The organism is Micromonospora sp. NPDC049004 (genome assembly GCF_040649315.1).
Lineage (GTDB): Bacteria > Actinomycetota > Actinomycetes > Mycobacteriales > Micromonosporaceae > Micromonospora.
Genome location: NZ_JBEZFG010000001.1, coordinates 221896 through 238988, shown reverse-complemented (window position 1 = coordinate 238988; position 17093 = coordinate 221896). Strand labels below are relative to the sequence as shown.

Annotated in this window: 16 protein-coding genes; 12 read left to right on the top strand and 4 right to left on the bottom strand. The window is 72.3% G+C overall.

The window, feature by feature from the left end; all coding sequences use genetic code 11:
* Positions 1–108 precede the first annotated feature (108 nt).
* From AB0B97_RS00970 to AB0B97_RS00930, 9 genes are all read left to right on the top strand, one after another.
* Entirely contained in the window at positions 109–621 is a 513-nt protein-coding gene (locus AB0B97_RS00970) for a flavin reductase family protein (protein WP_357489546.1), read from the top strand.
* Positions 622–1686, top strand: coding sequence for an ABC transporter substrate-binding protein (locus AB0B97_RS00965; protein WP_357489544.1), 1065 nt, complete (start codon positions 622–624; stop codon positions 1684–1686).
* Entirely contained in the window at positions 1683–2519 is an 837-nt protein-coding gene (locus AB0B97_RS00960; RefSeq protein ID WP_357489542.1) for an ABC transporter permease subunit, read from the top strand. The genes AB0B97_RS00965 and AB0B97_RS00960 overlap by 4 nt, the downstream gene beginning before the upstream one ends.
* Complete coding sequence (locus AB0B97_RS00955; RefSeq protein WP_357489540.1) at positions 2495–3232, top strand: ABC transporter ATP-binding protein; 738 nt, start codon at positions 2495–2497, stop codon at positions 3230–3232. The genes AB0B97_RS00960 and AB0B97_RS00955 overlap by 25 nt, the downstream gene beginning before the upstream one ends.
* Entirely contained in the window at positions 3229–4566 is a 1338-nt protein-coding gene (locus AB0B97_RS00950; protein ID WP_357489538.1) for an LLM class flavin-dependent oxidoreductase, read from the top strand. Before AB0B97_RS00955 ends, AB0B97_RS00950 begins: the two co-directional genes overlap by 4 nt.
* Before the next feature lie 23 nt (positions 4567–4589).
* Positions 4590–5651 carry an aldo/keto reductase gene (locus tag AB0B97_RS00945; protein WP_357490583.1) on the top strand — a complete coding sequence of 354 codons (1062 nt, stop codon included), beginning with the start codon at positions 4590–4592 and terminating at the stop codon, positions 5649–5651.
* Positions 5652–5725: 74 nt separating this feature from the next.
* Positions 5726–6955, top strand: a complete 1230-nt coding sequence (locus AB0B97_RS00940) for a vanadium-dependent haloperoxidase (RefSeq protein ID WP_357489536.1) — start codon at positions 5726–5728, stop codon at positions 6953–6955.
* Between the two features lie 78 nt (positions 6956–7033).
* Positions 7034–8101: an LLM class flavin-dependent oxidoreductase gene (locus tag AB0B97_RS00935; RefSeq protein WP_357489534.1), complete on the top strand. Its 1068-nt coding sequence runs from the start codon at positions 7034–7036 to the stop codon at positions 8099–8101.
* A gap of 115 nt (positions 8102–8216) precedes the next feature.
* Positions 8217–10064 (top strand): glycoside hydrolase family 15 protein, encoded by a 1848-nt coding sequence (locus AB0B97_RS00930; protein ID WP_357489532.1) that lies wholly within the window; start codon positions 8217–8219, stop codon positions 10062–10064.
* 39 nt (positions 10065–10103) lie between these two features.
* On the opposite strand, the gene AB0B97_RS00925 is transcribed toward AB0B97_RS00930, so the two are convergent.
* The 3 genes from AB0B97_RS00925 to AB0B97_RS00915 are packed head-to-tail and all read right to left on the bottom strand — an operon-like array spanning position 10104 to position 13009.
* A complete protein-coding gene (locus AB0B97_RS00925; protein ID WP_357489530.1) occupies positions 10104–11282 on the bottom strand; it encodes an aminotransferase class I/II-fold pyridoxal phosphate-dependent enzyme in 1179 nt (392 codons plus the stop codon).
* 51 nt (positions 11283–11333) lie between these two features.
* Entirely contained in the window at positions 11334–12230 is an 897-nt protein-coding gene (locus AB0B97_RS00920; RefSeq protein ID WP_357489528.1) for an NAD(P)-dependent oxidoreductase, read from the bottom strand.
* The gene (locus AB0B97_RS00915) at positions 12227–13009 is read right to left on the bottom strand and encodes an MBL fold metallo-hydrolase (RefSeq protein ID WP_357489526.1); all 783 of its coding nucleotides are present in this window, start codon (positions 13007–13009) and stop codon (positions 12227–12229) included. Before AB0B97_RS00915 ends, AB0B97_RS00920 begins: the two co-directional genes overlap by 4 nt.
* A 110-nt stretch (positions 13010–13119) precedes the next feature.
* Here AB0B97_RS00915 and AB0B97_RS00910 point away from each other — a divergent pair, with 110 nt between their 5' ends.
* From AB0B97_RS00910 to AB0B97_RS00900, 3 genes are all read left to right on the top strand, one after another.
* Positions 13120–14520, top strand: coding sequence for a PLP-dependent aminotransferase family protein (locus AB0B97_RS00910; RefSeq protein ID WP_357489524.1), 1401 nt, complete (start codon positions 13120–13122; stop codon positions 14518–14520).
* A 67-nt stretch (positions 14521–14587) separates the two neighbouring features.
* Positions 14588–15193, top strand: a complete 606-nt coding sequence (locus AB0B97_RS00905; protein WP_357489522.1) for a disulfide bond formation protein DsbA — start codon at positions 14588–14590, stop codon at positions 15191–15193.
* Complete coding sequence (locus AB0B97_RS00900) at positions 15190–16431, top strand: MFS transporter (protein WP_357489520.1); 1242 nt, start codon at positions 15190–15192, stop codon at positions 16429–16431. Before AB0B97_RS00905 ends, AB0B97_RS00900 begins: the two co-directional genes overlap by 4 nt.
* On the opposite strand, the gene AB0B97_RS00895 is transcribed toward AB0B97_RS00900, so the two are convergent.
* Positions 16409–17092, bottom strand: coding sequence for an NAD(P)H-binding protein (locus tag AB0B97_RS00895; protein WP_357489518.1), 684 nt, complete (start codon positions 17090–17092; stop codon positions 16409–16411). The genes AB0B97_RS00900 and AB0B97_RS00895 overlap by 23 nt on opposite strands.
* Position 17093 lies beyond the last annotated feature (1 nt).

The window sequence follows — 17093 nt, the reverse complement described above, 5'->3', positions numbered from 1 at the left end:
AGCCGCAGCGTGTCCGCGACCCCATCAACGGCCGCTCGACGCCGCGCCGTGTCCCCGCCTGCCCCGGGACGGCGCGCGCCCTGGTCGTTCTCGCCCAGGAGGACTGTCATGACCGTCATCGCCGAACCGGTCGCCCCCATCGATCCGGACACCTTCCGTGCCCTGCTGCGCCGGCAGGCCGCATCCGTCACGGTGATCACCGCCGCCGGGGATCCGCCGGTCGGGTTCACCGCCACCTCCTTCACGTCGGTGTCCCTGCGCCCGCCACTTGTGTCGTTCTGCCTGGCCCGGTCGTCGTCGAGTTGGCCGACCGTCGCGGGCGCCGAACACGTCGCGGTGCACCTGCTCGGCACCGACCAGCGGGAGGTCGCACGGACGTTCGCCACCAGCGGCATCGACCGCTTCGCCGCGCACCCCGGCTGGCGGCCCGGCCCGTACGGCGTACCACTGCTGGACGAGCCGGTCGCCTGGCTGCTGTGTCGGGTGACCGAACGGGTGCTCGCCGGCGACCACGCGATCGTGCTGGCCGAGCCGGTGACCAGTCGCCACGGCGACGGCGCTCCGCTGATCTACCACATGGGGCGATACGCCGCCCTGCAACCGTCCACGAAGGAGTCCTAAGTGAAGTCGTCACGTCATGTCGATCGCCGTGTGTTCCTGTCGGCCACCCTCGGCGCGGTCGCGCTGGGCCTGACCGCCTGCGCCGGCGACGAGACGCCGACTGCCGCGCTGGCCGCCGGCGTGCCGCTGCCGGAGTCCGTGCCCAAGGGCACGAAGCTCGTCGTGGGCGACAAGGAGCACCAGAAGGCACTCGAATTCTCCGGCGAGGTGGAGAAGTTCACGTTCCGGGTGGAGTTCGCCAACATCAGCGGCGGCCCGCAAACCCTGGAGGCGTTCCGGGCGAAGGCCCTGGACGTCGGGGCCGTCGCCGACATCCCTCCGATCCACTCCCACTGGACCGGCATCCCCACGAAGATCGTCGCGTCCAAGTTCCGCAAGGATCCGCTGAACCACGCCATCTACCAGCTCGGCGTCGCCCCCGGGGTCCCCGTCACCACGCTCGCCGGCATCCGCGGCAGGAAGATCGCGTACAGCCCGGGGCAGGCGCAGGGCGCGCTGGTGCTGCGGGTCCTGCACCAGGCCGGGCTGAGCAAGCGGGACGTCAAGCTCGTCGAGCTGCCGAGCACCGGTGACGTGTACGCGACGGCGCTCGCCAGCCGCCAGGTCGAGATCGCACCGCTCGGAGGTGTGCAGATCCGGCGCTACGCGTCGAAGTACGCCCGCGACGGCGCCACCACGATCCCGCACGGCCTGCGCGACGACCCCGGCCACCTGTACGCGCCGGTCAGCGTGCTCGGCGACCCGGCCAAGGCGGCCGCGATCCGGGAGTACGTAAAGGCGTGGGCGCGGGCCTGGCGGTGGCGGGAGGCCAACCCGGACGAGTGGATCGAGCGGTACTACGTCAAGGACCAGGGCCTCACCGCCGAGGACGGCAGGTGGTTGGTGGAGAACGGCGGCGTGGCCGACATTCCGACGAACTGGACCGAGGCGATCGCCCGGCACCAGGAGACCATCGACCTGCTGGCGAAGGAGACCGGCAACAAGCCGCTGCGGGCCGAGGACCTGTACGACAGGCGCTACGAGTCCGTCGCCGCGGACGCGCTCGCCGCGGAGGGCGCCCGATGACCGCCTCGCTCCTCACCCGCCCCCGCGCCACCGCGCCCGCGCCCGCGGGCAGGCCGAGGCGCCGGCTCGCGCCGGGTCGGCCCATCCCGTTCGGGCCGGCCCTCGGCCCGCTGCTGCTGCTGGCGGCGTGGGCAGCCGGCTCGGCGACCGGTTGGCTCGACCCTCGTACCGTCTCGGCCCCCTGGACCGTGCTGACGACGGCCGGCGACCTCATCGCGGACGGCCGCCTTCAGGACAACCTCGCCGTCTCGGCCCAGCGGGCCGGCCTGGGCCTGGCCTTCGGCACCGTGATCGGCACGCTGCTGGCCCTCGTCGCGGGCCTGAGCCGGTGGGGTGAGGCGATCCTCGACGGGCCGATCCAGATCAAGCGGGCCATTCCGGCCCTCGCGCTGATCCCGCTGCTCATCCTCTGGCTCGGCATCGGTGAGCAGATGAAGGTCACGACCATCACGCTGGGCGTGCTGGTGCCCGTCTACATCCACACGCACAACGGGCTGCGCAGCATCGACAGCCGGTACGTCGAACTGGGCGACTCGCTGCGGCTGTCGCGGGCCGTCTTCCTGCGCCGCATCGTGCTGCCCGGCGCTCTCCCCGGCTTCCTGCTCGGCATGCGATTCGCGGTCGTGGGCGCCTGGCTGGCCCTCGTGGTCGTCGAGCAGATCAACTCGACGAGCGGCATCGGCTACATGATGGACCTGGCTCGCCAGTACGGCCAGACCGACGTGATCATCGTCGGGCTCGTCCTGTACGGGCTGCTCGGGCTCCTGTCCGACGGCCTCGTCCGACTCGTGCAGAGGAGGACGCTGTCATGGCGACGCACGCTGGCGGGCTGACCGGGACCCGACCCGTACGGGTCCGGGGGCTCTCGCGTGGCTTCGGCGACCGGACCGTGCTGGACGACCTCGACGTCCAGATCGGCGCCGGGGAGTTCGTGGCGCTGCTGGGGCGCAGCGGCTCGGGCAAGAGCACCCTGCTGCGGGCGCTCGCCGGCCTCGACGGCGACCAGAGGGGAGCCGGCGTCGTCGACGTACCGGAGAACTCCTCGGTCGTCTTCCAGGACGCCCGGCTGCTGCCGTGGCAGCGCGTCCTGGACAACGTCGTCCTCGGCCTGCGCGGGCCGGACGCACCCGGACGCGGCCGCGCGGCCCTCGCCGAGGTCGGCCTCGCCGGCCGCGAGCGGGCCTGGCCCAACGAGCTCTCCGGCGGCGAGCAGCAGCGGGTGGCGCTGGCCCGGGCCCTGGTGTCCGAGCCGGAGCTGCTGCTGGCCGACGAACCGTTCGGCGCGCTGGACGCGCTGACCCGGCTGCGCATGCACGGCCTGCTGCGGGAGCTGTGCACCCGGCACCGGCCGGCGGTGCTGCTCGTCACGCACGACGTCGACGAGGCCGTCACGCTCGCCGACCGGGTGCTGCTGCTCGACGCGGGCCGCATCGCGATCGACCTCGCCATCGACCTGCCGACGCCGCGCTCGCACCGGCAGCCGCAGTTCCTCGCCTACCGGGAGTCCCTGTTGCGGGCGCTCGGCGTCGATCCGACGGAAGGATGACCATGCTGCACCTCAACGCGTTCCTGATGGGTGTCGGCCACCACGAGGCCGCCTGGCGGCTGCCGCAGAGCGACCCGTTCGCGCAGACCGACGTCGCGCACTTCACGCGTCTGGCCCGGATCGCCGAGCGCGGCAAACTCGACTCGCTCTTCCTCGCCGACAGCCCGGTGCTGTGGAACAGCATCGGCCGGCGGCCGGGCGGCACCCTCGAACCGACAGTGCTGCTCACCGCCCTGGCCGGCGCGACAAGCCACATCGGGCTGATCGCGACCGCCTCGACGACGTACAACGAGCCGTTCAACCTGGCCCGCCGGTTCGCGTCACTGGACCACATCAGCGGCGGCCGGGCCGGCTGGAACATCGTCACGACGGCCGGGGAGCAGGCGGCCCGCAACTTCAACCTGGACCGGCTGCCCGCCCACCGCGAACGGTACGAGCGGGCCGCCGAGTTCATCGAGGTGTCGCGCAAGCTCTGGGACAGCTGGGACGACCGCGCCCCGGTCGGTGACAAGGAGGCCGGGCGGTGGGGCGACGACGACCTGCTCTATCCGCCGGACCATGTGGGGCGGCACTTCCGGGTGGCCGGCGCGCTCAACGTCCCCCGCTCCCCGCAGGGCTACCCGCTGCTGGTGCAGGCCGGGTCGTCCGAGGACGGCAAGGAGTTGGCTGCCCGGTACGCCGAGGCCGTCTTCACCGCCCAGCAGACCCTCGCCGAGGCGCAGACCTTCTACCGCGACCTCAAGCAGCGCGCCGCCCAGGCGGGCCGTGACCCGCAGACCGTCAAGATCCTGCCCGGCATCGTGCCGGCGATCGGGGCCACCGAGGCGCAGGCCCGCGCGCTGGAGGACGAGCTGGACCGGCTGATCAAACCCGAGTACGCCCGGCAGCAGCTGGCCACCACCCTGCGGGTCGCGCCGGAGGACCTCGACCTGGACAAGGAGCTCCCCGCCGACTTGCCCAGCGAGGACGAGATCGAGGGCGCCAAGAGCCGGTACACGCTCATCGTCACGCTGGCCCGGCGGGAACGGCTGACCGTACGCCAGTTGATCGGCCGGCTCGGCGGCGGGCGCGGTCACCGCACCTTCGCCGGCACTCCCGAGCAGGTCGCCGACGCCATCGAGCAGTGGTACCGCGCCGGCGCGGCGGACGGCTTCAACATCATGCCGCCGGTGCTGCCGGCCGGGCTGGAGGCCTTCGTCGATCACGTCGTGCCTCTTCTGCAACGCCGAGGGCTGTTCCGGACCGAGTACACCGGCACGACCCTGCGGGACCACTACGGCCTGCCCCGCCCGGCCAACCAGTCCGCGCGGCAACTCGCCGCCACCGCCCGCTGAATTCCTGGGAAGGACAATCGATGGTGGACCACCGGCCCTTCGGGCACACCGGCGTACGGGTCAGCGCGCTCACGCTGGGCGCGATGAACTTCGGTCGACGGGGCAACCCGGACCACGAGGACAGCATCCGGATCATCCACCGGGCGCTCGACGAGGGCATCACCTCGATCGACACCGCGGACGTCTACTCCGACGGCGAGTCGGAGGAGATCGTGGGCAAGGCGCTCGCCGGTGGACGGCGCGACGACGTCTTCCTCGCCACCAAGTTCCACGGCCAGGTCGGCGACAACCCGCGGCACCGGGGCAACTCCCGCCGCTGGATCATCCGCGCCGTGGACAACAGCCTGCGCCGGCTCCGCACCGACTGGATCGACCTGTACCAGGCGCACCGGCCGGAGCCGGGCACGGACTTCGACGAGACCCTGGGCGCCCTCACCGATCTCGTGCGCCAGGGCAAGGTCCGCTACCTCGGCACCTCGACGTTCGAGCCCTCGGCCATCGTGGAGGGCCAGTGGATCGCGCAGCGGCGCGGCCGGGAGCGGGTGGTCAGCGAACAGCCCCCGTACTCCATCCTGGCTCGCGGCGTGGAACGCGAGGTCCTGCCCGTGGCCCAGCGTTACGGCCTGGCGGTGATCCCGTGGAGCCCGCTGGCCGGTGGCTGGCTCTCCGGTCGCTACCACGCCGGGCTCGACGCCCCGATCTCCCGCCGGGCCGACCGGCTCCCGGCCCGCTTCGATCCGCGACTGCCGGCCAACGCCGCCAAGCTGGCCGCCGTCGACAAGCTGTCCGCCCTCGCCGACGAGGCCGGACTGTCGCTGATCCACCTGGCGATCGCGTTCGTCCTGGAGCACCCGGCGGTCACCTCGGCGATCATCGGGCCGCGCACCCTGGCGCACCTGGAATCCCAGCTCAGCGCCACCAAGGTGACGCTGTCCGCGGACGTGCTGGACCGCATCGACGACATCGTCGCACCCGGCACCACGCTCAACCCGGCCGACGCCGGCTACCAGCCGCCCGCGCTGACCGACCCGGCCCACCGCCGTCGCGGCGGGCCGTCGACGCCACCGGCCGCCGTGACCCGGTGATCGGCGGACAGATGCCGACCAGGCGACCGCCCCTTCCGACCCCGCCCCGCACCCCCGAACGGAGAACCCTCACCATGGCCTTGCTCACCCGTCGTGGCTGGCGCCCCGGCGCGGCCGGGATCGCCGCCGCCGCGCTGACCGCCGGCATCTCCCTCGCCGCGCCGGCGACCGCCGCCACCGCCAGAATCGACACCGCCCTGCAGTGGTACGACGTCACCGCGACAGCCGTCGCGACCGGCACCCGACCGCAGGTGACCAACAACCGCGCCTGGGCGATCAGTTGGCTCGCCGCGGCCCGCGCGGTCCGGACCGGGCCCACCTCGCCTGCCTACCAGGACGCCGCGCTCGCGTCCGCCGTGCACACCGCCCTGAGCGCCCTGATCCCGGACGGCGTGCCCGCGCTCGACGCGGCGTTGCGCGCCACGCTCGACCGGATCCCCGACGGCCGCGCCAAGGACCGCGGCCGCGCCGCCGGCCAGCGGGAAGCCCGCTCGTTGGTCGCCGACCGTACCGGCGACGGGCTCGATCTCGCCTCCGTCAACCCGCCGTACGCCGCTCCCGCGGCCGGGCCGGGAGTCTGGCAGCCCACCCCACCGAGCTTCACCGCCGCCCAGCAGGCCGGTACCCGGTTCGCCACGCCGTTCCTGCTCGACCGCGCGGACCGGTACCGGCTCGCGCCGCCGCCGGAGGTGGGATCGGCGCGCTACCGCGCCGACCTCGGCGAGGTCCGGGCGTACGGCGCGGCCGGCAGCACGGTACGCACAGCGCAGCAGACCGACACGGCGACGTTCTGGCTCGGCTCCTCGCTGACCCTCTACACCGGCATCCTGCGCGCCGCGCTCGCCCAGTCCAACGCATCGACAGCCGCGCGGGCGAGCCTGGTGGCCGTCTTCCACGTCGCCCTCGTCGACACCCAGATCGCGACCTCCGACACCAAGTACGCCTACCTGCGCTGGCGGCCGGTCACCGCGATCCGGGCCGACGGTGACCCCGCCTGGACGCCGCTGCACGACACCCCCGCGCACCCGGACTACCCGAGCGGGCACAACACCTACGCCGGCGCCGCCGAAGGGGTGCTCACCGCCCTGACCGGGGCACGAGCGCGGGAGGCGTACACCATCTCCAGCCCCACCCAACCGGGCGTCACCCGCACCTACACCGACTGGCGGCGGCCCACCCAGGAGAACGTCGACGCCCGCGTGTGGTCGGGCATCCACACCCGTACGGCCGACCAGGCCGGCGTCCGGCTCGGTCGGGACGTCGCCGCGTACACCGTCCGCAACGCGGCCCGACTGTTCGCCTGACCCTGCCCACCGGCGGGGCGGCACGTCGCCGCCCCGCCGGCCACGCCCGACTCCACGACTTCGGAAAGGCCGTCGCAGATGAGCCCTCGATTCCTCTGGTACATCCCGAATCAGGTCGAGCCCGGTCATCGGGGCGACGACGTCGTCGAGCACCACAACAGTCTGCAGACCCTCACCAGCCACGCCCGCACCCTCGAGGACCACGGGTGGGACGGCGCGCTCGTCGGGACCGGCTGGGGACGACCCGACACGTTCACCGTCGCCACCGCGCTGGCCGCCCGGACGACGACGTTCCAGCCGTTGATCGCCATCCGGCCCGGCTACTGGCGGCCCGCCAACTTCGCCTCCGCCGCCGCGACGCTCGACCACCTCACCGGGGGCCGCGTTCTGATCAACATCGTCTCCGGCAAGGACAACCTGGCGGCGTACGGCGACGGCGAGGGCGACCAGACCCACCGCTACGCCCGCACGCGGGAGTTCATCCAGCTCGTCCGCCGGCTCTGGACCGAGGAGAACGTCACCTATCAGGGTGAGCACTTCCGCGTCACCAACTCCACCCTGGCGCTGCGGCCGGTCGTGCGCGGCGATCGCCGGCACCCCCGGCTCTACTTCGGCGGCGCCTCCCCCGCCGCCGAGGAGGTCGCCGCCACCGAGGCCGACGTCCAACTCTTCTGGGGCGAGCCGCTCGACGGCGTGGCCGAGCGGATCGAACGCCTCCGACTGCTCGGCGAGAAGCTGGGACGCGAGCACGCCCCGCTGGAGTTCGGGCTGCGGATCACCACAGTGGTGCGGGACACGACCGAACAGGCCTGGGCCGACGCCGAAGCCAAGGTGGCGCGGATGGCAGCGGGCGACGGCTTCGCCGCGCGGGACTTCAACAGGCAGACCGCCGTCGGTCAGCAGCGGCTGCTCGACCTCGCCGCCCGCGGTGACGTGCTCGACGAGAACCTCTACACCGCTCCCGGCAGGTACGGCGGCGGCGGAGCGGGCACCACCTGGCTGGTCGGCTCCGCCGAGGACGTGGCGAGGTCGCTGCGTCGGTACCAGGCGCTGGGCGTCACCCACTTCGTGCTCTCCGACACGCCCTACCTATCGGAGATCAGGCGGCAGGGCGAGGAACTGCTGCCGCTGCTGCGCGACGGCTGAGAACGAGCGTTCCCCGCGCGGCATTCGACAGGGTGGCTGAACGTGAATCTCACCTGAGCCGACCGGTTCTGCCCCTAGGTTCGAAGCGCAGGACGCAGCCGAACCGGGGAGAGACGTGGACAGCTATCCGGCGATCGAGGATCACGGACTCATCGGCGACCTGCAGACCGCCGCGCTGGTGACGTGTGACGGCACTGTCGACTGGTTCTGCGCGCCGCGCTTCGACTCGCCGAGCATCTTCGCCGCCCTGCTGGACAAGGACAAGGGCGGCTACTTCCGCATCGCGCCGCACGACGTCCGGTACGTCACCAAACAGCTCTACCTCCCCGGCACGCCTATCCTGATCACCCGGTTCATCAGCGCGGACGGCGTGGCCGAGGTGATGGACTTCATGCCGGTGACCGGCGAGCGGGCCACCGACGCGCACCGCCTGGTCCGCATCGTCACCATGGTCCGCGGCAGCATGCGCTTCCGGGTGGAGTGCCGGCCGCGGTTCGACTACGCCCGGGAAGCGCATCAGCTGGAGCGTCACCGCAACGGCTACGTCTTTCGCAGCCGGTCGGCGTCGCTGACGTTCAACCCGGTGGACCCCACGGGCCGGTTGATCTCGGAACGCGGCGAGATCCACCTCGAGGGCGACGACTTCGTCGGGTTCGGCACCCTGAACGAGGGCGACACCGGCGGGGTGGTCCTGGAGACCGCCGGCACCGAGCCGCGCGTCATCCCGGCGGAAGAGATCCAGGGCATGTTCGAGTGGACCCGGGACTACTGGCGGCGCTGGGTCGAACGTTCCCGTTACACCGGCCGATGGCGGGAGATGGTCGAGCGCTCCGCGATCACGCTGAAACTCATGACGTACGCCCCGACCGGCGCGATGATCGCCGCGCCCACTGCGGCGCTGCCCGAACTGGTCGGCGGAACCCGCAACTGGGACTACCGCTACACCTGGGTACGCGACACGTCGTTCTCGGTGCACGCGCTGCTCGGGCTCGGCTTCACCGAGGAGGTCAGCCGGTACATGAACTGGCTGGACGAACGGATCCGGGAAGCCGGCGACCACCAGGATCCCCTGAAGATCATGTACCGGGTGGACGGCTCCTCCGACCTGCACGAGGAGGTTCTCGATCACCTGGAGGGCTACTGCGGCTCGCGGCCGGTGCGGATCGGCAACGGCGCCGCCGACCAGCTGCAGCTCGACATCCACGGCGAGGCGCTCTACGCCATGCACCTCGCCGACGAACAGGGCATCCGCGTCTCGCACCAGGTGTGGAAGAGCACCGTCCGGCTCGTCGACTGGCTCTGCCACAACTGGGACAAGCGCGACGCCGGCATCTGGGAGAGCCGCCACCACCCCCGCAACTACACCTTCGGGCGGGTGATGTCGTGGGTGGCGCTGGACCGGGCCATCCGGCTGGCCACGCGGACCGGCCGGCCCGGGGACATGACCTGCTGGACCGAGCAGCGCAACCGGATCTACGACCAGGTCATGGCCCGCGGATACAACCGCGAACGCGGCACCTTCGTGCAGGCGTACGACGAGAGCGTGCTGGACGCGGCGCTGCTCGCCATGCCCTCGGTCGGTTTCGTCACGCCGAGCGACCCGCTGTGGCAGTCCACCCTGCACGCGATCGAACGCGAACTGGTCTCCGACAGCCTGGTCCACAGGTACGACCCGGTCCACTCCCCCGACGGTCTCCCCGGCCATGAGGGCACGTTCAACATGTGCACCTTCTGGTACGTCGAGGCGCTGGCCCGCTCCGGCCGCCTCGACGACGCCCGACTCACGTTCGAGAAGATGTTCACCTTCAGCAACCACCTCGGCCTCTACGCCGAGGAGATCGCCGCGACCGGGGAGCAGATCGGCAACTATCCCCAGGCGTTCAGCCACCTGTCGCTGATCAACTCCGCGCTGACACTGAACGACCTGCTCGACGCCGAGGCCGAGTCCCGCAACCGCCGGTAGCACCGGCACCGTCTGGTCGACCACGTCGCGCGGGGCCTGTCACGCGACGGCGAGGGCCATGCGGCGTACCGCCTCGGTGATCAGCTCCGGCGCGGTGGCCAGATTCAGCCGGACGTGACCGCCGCCCCCGGTGCCGAAGGTCGTACCGGAGTTGAGCGCGACCCGACCCCGGTCGAGGAACACGGCCGAGGGGTCGTCACCCAGGCCCAGGGCGCGGCAGTCGAGCCAGGCGAGATAGGTGGCCTGACCGGGCTCGTACCGGATGGCCGGCAGATGCTCGGCGAGCAGCGCGGCGAGGAGCCGACGGTTGTCGTCCAGGCCCCTCAGCAGGGCGTCGAGCCACTCGCCGCCGTCACGCAAGGCGGCGGTGTGGGCGATCACGCCGAGGTGGCTGGTGCTGACGCTGGTCTCGAACGGAACGCGGGCGAGGTCGCCCGCCGCGGCCGGGCCGGCGATCAGCAGCCCGCCGCGCAGGCCGGCCAGGTTCCACCCCTTGGAGGCGGACATCAGCGACAGGCCGTTCTCGGCGCCCGGCACCGAGAGGTACGGCACGAAGCGCGCTCCCCCGAGCACCACCGGAGCGTGGATCTCGTCGGCGATCACCCGCACCCCGTGCCGCTCGGCCAGGTGGGCGACGGCGGCCAACTCGTCAGCGGTGTGCAGGACACCCGTCGGGTTGTGCGGACTGCACAGCAGGTACGCCGCCGGCCGCCCACCGGACCGCGCCTGCCGGAACGCGTCCTGCAGCGTGTCGAGATCGATCCGCAGGTCCCCGCCGAGCGGCGCCTCCACGATCCGGCGCCCGGCGTGCGCCACGAACTCGTAGAACGGCGGATAGACCGGGCAGTTGACGACCACCGCGTCTCCCGGCCCGGTGACCAGCCGCAGGGCCTCGACGACGCCGTGCATCACGTCGGGCACCAGCGCGGTGCGCTCCACGGCCAGCCCGTCCCAACCCCACCGCCGCCGGGCGAACTCCGCAAGCGCCTGCGGGTACGCCGTGCCGGCGGTGTAACCGGTGTCGCCGCGCGCGACGGCGTGGGTGATCGCGTTGGCGACCGGCACGGCCAGCGGCACGTCCATCTCGGCCACCCAGAGCGGCAGCACGTCGTCGGGGTACTCCCGCCACTTCAGGCTCGTCCGTTGGCGCAGTTGGCCGATCGTGAGCTGGCGAAGGGGATTCACGGCGTCGCGCGGACCGTTCAGCAGGCCACCCATCGCCGAAGCCTATGCGGCGAGCCCGCAGCGCGCCCCGGACGGTACGACGAACTACGCGCTGTCACGGGTTGACCTCGTTCGTGCCTCCAGAGCGGTGATCACGCCGATCATGTCGATCGCGCCCTGGCCGTTGTCGACCGCCTCCTGGTACAGCTCCCGGCTCGCCCGGATGAGGGGATGCGCCGTCCCCGTGGCGACCGCGGCGTCCTCGATGAGGCGGGCGTTCTTGAGGACGTCGGCGATCGCCGCCTGCGGGGCGAGGTCGCCCTCGGTGAGCTTGCGCGCCTTACCCCGGGAGACGACCGATGCCATCGGCCCGGATTCGAGTACGGCCCGCAGCACCTCCGTGTCCGCGCCGGTCTGCGCCGCGAAGTGGAACGTCTCGGCCAGGCCCGTCACCATGGTGATCAGGAACGTGTTGACGGCGAGCTTCATCGACAGTGCCGCCGGCACCGCGCCACACCGGAACCGCTGCGCGCACATCGCGTCGATGAGCGGCTCGACATGCCCGATCGCCTCGTCGTCGCCGGCGAGCATGGCCACGAGCGTGCCCTCCGTGGCGGGTCCGCGAGACCCCGACACCGGGGCCTCGACGTACCGTCCGCCGGATTCGCTGACCTGGACGGCGAGCGTCCGCGAGTACGCGGTCGTGAAGGTGCCCATCTGGACGACCGTGTGTCCGCGTACACGGCGGACGAACTCGTCGGTCCCCCGCCCGAGAACGGCGTCGACGGCCGCCTCGTCGCGCAGCATCAGGATGATCGTCTCGGCGGCGTCGAACACCCCCGGGAGGTCGTCGGCCGCGCGCGCTCCGGCGGCGACGAGTTCCGCGACGGGCCCGGGCGTACGTGCCCAGACGACCACGTCGACGCCCGCGTTGACGAGGTTCGTCGCCATGGGCACGCCCATGATGCCGAGCCCGATGAATCCCACCGTGCGAGCACTCATCCTGCCTGCCGCCTCCCGCTTTCCGTCGTCCGATCTGGTGTGTCGAGCATGACGGCGAGGTCTTCGTCGGCCGCCAGCACCGGCCCGTCGAACTCCCGCTGCGCGGCCGCCACGGCGGCGGCCCGGTCGTTGCCGGGCCAGAAGTGGGTGAGCATCAGCCGGCGGGCACCCGCCCGTCGAGCCCACTGGCCGGCCTCGGTCGAGGTCATCAGATTGCGGGTGGGTCCGTCGGTCTCCCCGCCGCGGTCGGTGGCCTCGACGATGAACAGATCGGCGTCGCGGCCGAGTTCGGCCAGCAGAGGCGTCGGGCCGGTGTCCCCGGAGTAGGCCACGACCATCCCGTCGGCCTCGATGCGGATGCCCGCGTTGGGCACGTGATGCACAAGGGCCAACCCGGTCAGGTCGAAGGGCCCCACCCGGTAGGCGCCGGGCAGCGGATGCAGGTCGAAGACCGCCCGCAGGTCGACGTCCGGCTCCAGGCCGCCGAGCCGGTCGAGCACACCCGGCGGGCAGTACAACGCCAGCCGTGGCGCACCGGGGGCGCCGTAGAGCCGCCTCCGGAACAGCCCGTGCAGGTCGACGCAGTGATCGGGGTGCTCATGGGTGACGACGACAGCGTCAACCGCGCCATCCGGCCAGTGCCTGAGCAGCCGCGGCAGCGTGGCGTAGCCCAGGTCGAGCACCAGGCGGTAGCCGTCCCAGTCCACGGCGAAACCGCTACAGGCACGGCCCGGCTCGGGGAAGGCGCCAGAACTGCCCAGCACGGTGACCCGTCGCATCCGCACAGAATGCCAGGCCGCCAGCCGCCTGTCCGGCCCGCGCGTTCGCGCGTCGAGGGCGTAGCTCACGTCCCTGAGCAGTCATTGGCCCGGTGTTAAGGTTCGAAACCGTGTCGATTGACTGGGCCGCTTTCGGGGTTGACCTGCACCTGGAGTTCGATCCGGCGTCCGGTCGACGAGCGGGCCTCGAGCGGGCGTTGCGCGAAGCCATCCGGGCCGGGCGGCTGACGCCGGAGACCCGACTGCCGTCCACCCGCACGCTCGCGCTGGAACTCGGCCTGGCACGCGGGACGGTAAGCGCCGCGTACGACCAACTGGTCGCCGAGGGCTACCTCAACGCCCGGACCGGCTCGGGCACCGTCGTCGCCGATCTGGCCGGCAGCCGGGCGCCGGCCGCGCAGCCGGCGGCCGACGTGCCCGCGCTGCGCTACGACCTCCGGCCCGGCAGCCCCGACGTTTCCACCTTCCCGACGGCCGCCTGGCTGCGGGCCACCCGACGGGCTCTGGCCGCCGCCCCGGTGACCGCCTACGACTACGGCGACCCGCGCGGCCGGATCGAACTGCGTACCGCGCTGGCGGACTATCTGGGGCGCGCTCGGGGCGTTCTGGCCCACCCGGACCAGATCGTGATCACGTCCGGGTACGTGCAGGCCCTCGCCCTGCTCGCCGGCGTACTCGACGGTGCGGCGCTCGCGATGGAGGACCCCGGCCTCAGCTTCCATCGCGACGTGGTCAGGCACGCCCGCGCCGAGGTCGTCGCACTGCCGGTCGACGAACGCGGCGCCCGCACGGACCTGCTCGGCACGCCCGCGTTCGCGGCGGTGCGGTCGGTAGTGGTGACCCCGGCGCACCAGTACCCCACCGGAGTGACACTGCACCCGCACCGCCGGCACGCCGCCACCACCTGGGCGAGGGAGCGCGCGGGCCTGATCATCGAGGACGACTACGACGGCGAGTTCCGGTACGACCGCCAGCCCGTCGGCGCGCTCCAGGGGATGGCGCCGGAGCACGTCGTCTACGTGGGTACGGCCGCGAAGACCCTCGGGCCCGCCCTGCGGCTGGCCTGGATGGTGCTGCCCGGACGCCTTGTCGAACCGGTGGTACGCGACAAGCGGCACACCGATCTGCACACCGAGGCGATCGGCCAGCTCGCCCTCGCCGATCTGATCACCAGCCACGCGTACGACAGGCACATCCGCGCGTGCCGGCTTCGCTACCGGCGTCGACGCGACCTCCTCGTCAGCCGGCTCGGACGCCACGTCGCCCTGCACGGGATAGCCGCCGGTCTGCACGCGATGGTCAGCCTTCCCACCACCGGCCCCAGTGAGCGGGAGGTCCTCGACCGAGCGGCGGCGCACGGTCTGGCGCTGGGCGGTCTGGGCGACCACTGGCACACTCCCGGCGATCACCCACCCGGTCTCATCATCGGCTACGGCACGCCCAACGAGGGCGGTTACCCAGCCGCGCTCGACACCCTGGCCCGAGTGCTCGGCAGCGGTCCACGAGGCTGAATTGGCCCAATTTTCCCGTACCCGATCGGCTCTCCTTCCTGGCCCGACCGCTTCGTAGCGTCGCGGTATGACAATCGTTGACCTGTGGTTCGACCCGCGATGCCCATGGGCGTGGATCGCCTCGCGCTGGCTGCTGGAGACCGAGCGCGTCCGTGATGTTCGGGTCCGGTTCCGCGTGATGAGCCTGACGGTGCTCAACGAGGGCCGGGACGACCTGGACGACTGGTACGCGGAGTGGCTCCGACCGGGCATGGGCCCCGTGCGGGTGCTGACCGCCGCCGAGCAGACGTACGGCCGCGAGGTCCTGCGGGACCTGTACACCGCGCTGGGGAACCGTATCCACCTGGACTCCGCACCCGTCGGACGTCAGCTGTACGTCGACGCGCTCACCGAACTCGGTCTCGACGGGCGACTCGCCGAGGCCGCCGAGAGCACCGAGTACGACAAGGCGCTGCGCGCGAGCCACGACGAGGGCATGGCTCCGATGGGCGACGCCCCCGGCACACCGTCGATCCACGTCGACGGGCACGTCTTCTTCGGGCCTGTCGTCAGCCCCGTGCCGCGTGGCGAGGCGGCTGGGCGGCTGTGGGACGGGGTGCTGCTCGTCGCCGGTACCGCCGGCTTCTACGAGCTGAAGCGGTCCCGGGACGGCCGACCGGACGTGCGTTCGTGACCAGAAGCCCGGCCCGGGTTCTCGCCCTCGCCCAGTTCATCAACTCCGTCGGGGACGGCGCCTTCTACGTCTGCTCGGCCCTCTTCTTCGCCCGGATCATCGGCCTGTCTCCCACTCAGATCGGCCTGGGCCTGACCACCGGTTGGGCGGTCGGCGCCGCCGCCGGAGTCCTCCTCGGGCACCTCGCCGACCGACGCGGCCCCCGGGGCGCCGCGATCCTGCTGGCCGCCCTGACCGGTGCGACCATCGGCTCGTTCCTGTTCGTCCGGTCGTTCCCGCTGTTCGTGCTGGCCACCTGCGCGTACGCCTGCTGTCAGGGCGGTTTGAGCGCTGCCCGGCAGGCCCTCCTCGCGGGGCTCGTCGAGTCGGCCGACCGCACCCGGGTGCGGGCCACCCTCCAGTCCAGGGCCAACGCCGGTCTGGCCATCGGCGCCGCGCTGGGCGGCCTGGCCCTCTTTCTCGACACTCCGCAGGCCTACCTGACGGTGTTCGGCGTCGACGCGGCGAGCTTCCTCGTCGCCGCCCTGGTGCTGCGCTGGCTACCGGCCGTGCCGTCCACGTCGGGCACCGGCGGCGACGCACGGGCGCTCGCCGTGCTCAGCGACCGCCCGTACGCCGTGATCACGCTGCTCAACGCCGTCCTGCTGCTCTACATGCCGCTGCTCAGCCTCGTCATTCCCCTGTGGGTCACGCAGCGCACCGAGGCGCCCCGGTGGATCGTCGCGGCGATCCTGGTCCTCAACACCCTCAGCGTCGTGCTGTTCCAGGTCCGGATCGCCCGCCGGGTCACCGACCTTCGTAGCGCCACCCGCCTCGTCCGGTACTCCGGGCTCATGATGTTCGCCTCGTGCGGCGTGTTCGCCCTCTCCGGCCTCGGCGCGGCGCCCTGGCAGGCCGCTGCCGTCCTGCTCCTGGCCGCGGGTCTGCAGGTCGTCGGCGAGATGATGCAGGCATCCGGCTCCTGGGAGATCAGCTTTGGGCTGGCGCCCGCCGGGCGTCAGGGCCAGTACCAGGGCTTCTTCGGCGCCGGCACCGCTGTCGCACGCGTGCTGGGCCCCCTTCTGCTCACCACGTTGATCGTCACCTGGGGCGCACCGGGCTGGCTTTTGCTGGGCGGGATGTTCGTCGCGGCGGCGCTCGCCATGCGTCCGGCGGTCCGCTGGGCCGAGGGAACGTCCCGTCGTTCCGCAGCCGGTCGGGCGGATCTCGCGCCGTCTATCGGTCCGCAGCTCCGGTAGCTGACACGGGAGGTGTCCGGGTCCGCGCGACGGTGAACCTGGTACGACGGTGGCGGGGCCGTTCGACCTCGTCCAGCAGCGCCACGGCGAAATCCTCGGTGGAGATGGCGGAGGCGCCGGCCGGGTCGACCAGCAGCTCGTCGGCACCGAGCCGGTAGGAGCCGGTGCGCGCACCCGGTTCGAGGATCGCGGCGGGGCTGACGTAGGTCCAGTCCACGTCGGTGCTCGCGCGCAAGACGGCGAGCTGGTCGTTGCAGGCCAGGGCGATTGCTCGCCAGGCTGGTGGCACGTACGCCGGGTCGTCGACCACGAGCGTGCCACCCGAGCCCGGCACGGTCAGACTGCCCGCGCCGCCGACGGCCAGCAGCCGCGCGCCGGTGCGGGACAGCCCGGCGAGCAGCGCCGTCGCGACGGCCATGAGTTCGTGTTCGTGGCCGATCGGCGGGCGGGTCGCCGTGACCACGACGTCCTGGCCGGCACTCAGCTCGACGACGGCGTCGACGTCGGCGGCATCGCCGACCCGGTGGATCGCGGCCGGGGGCAGTTGGGCGAGCCGGGTCGGATCCCGTACGACGGCCGTGACGTCGTGGCCGCGACTCAGGGCCTCCGCGACGATCCGACTCCCGGTGGTGCCGGCGGCTCCGAAAACGGTGATACGCATG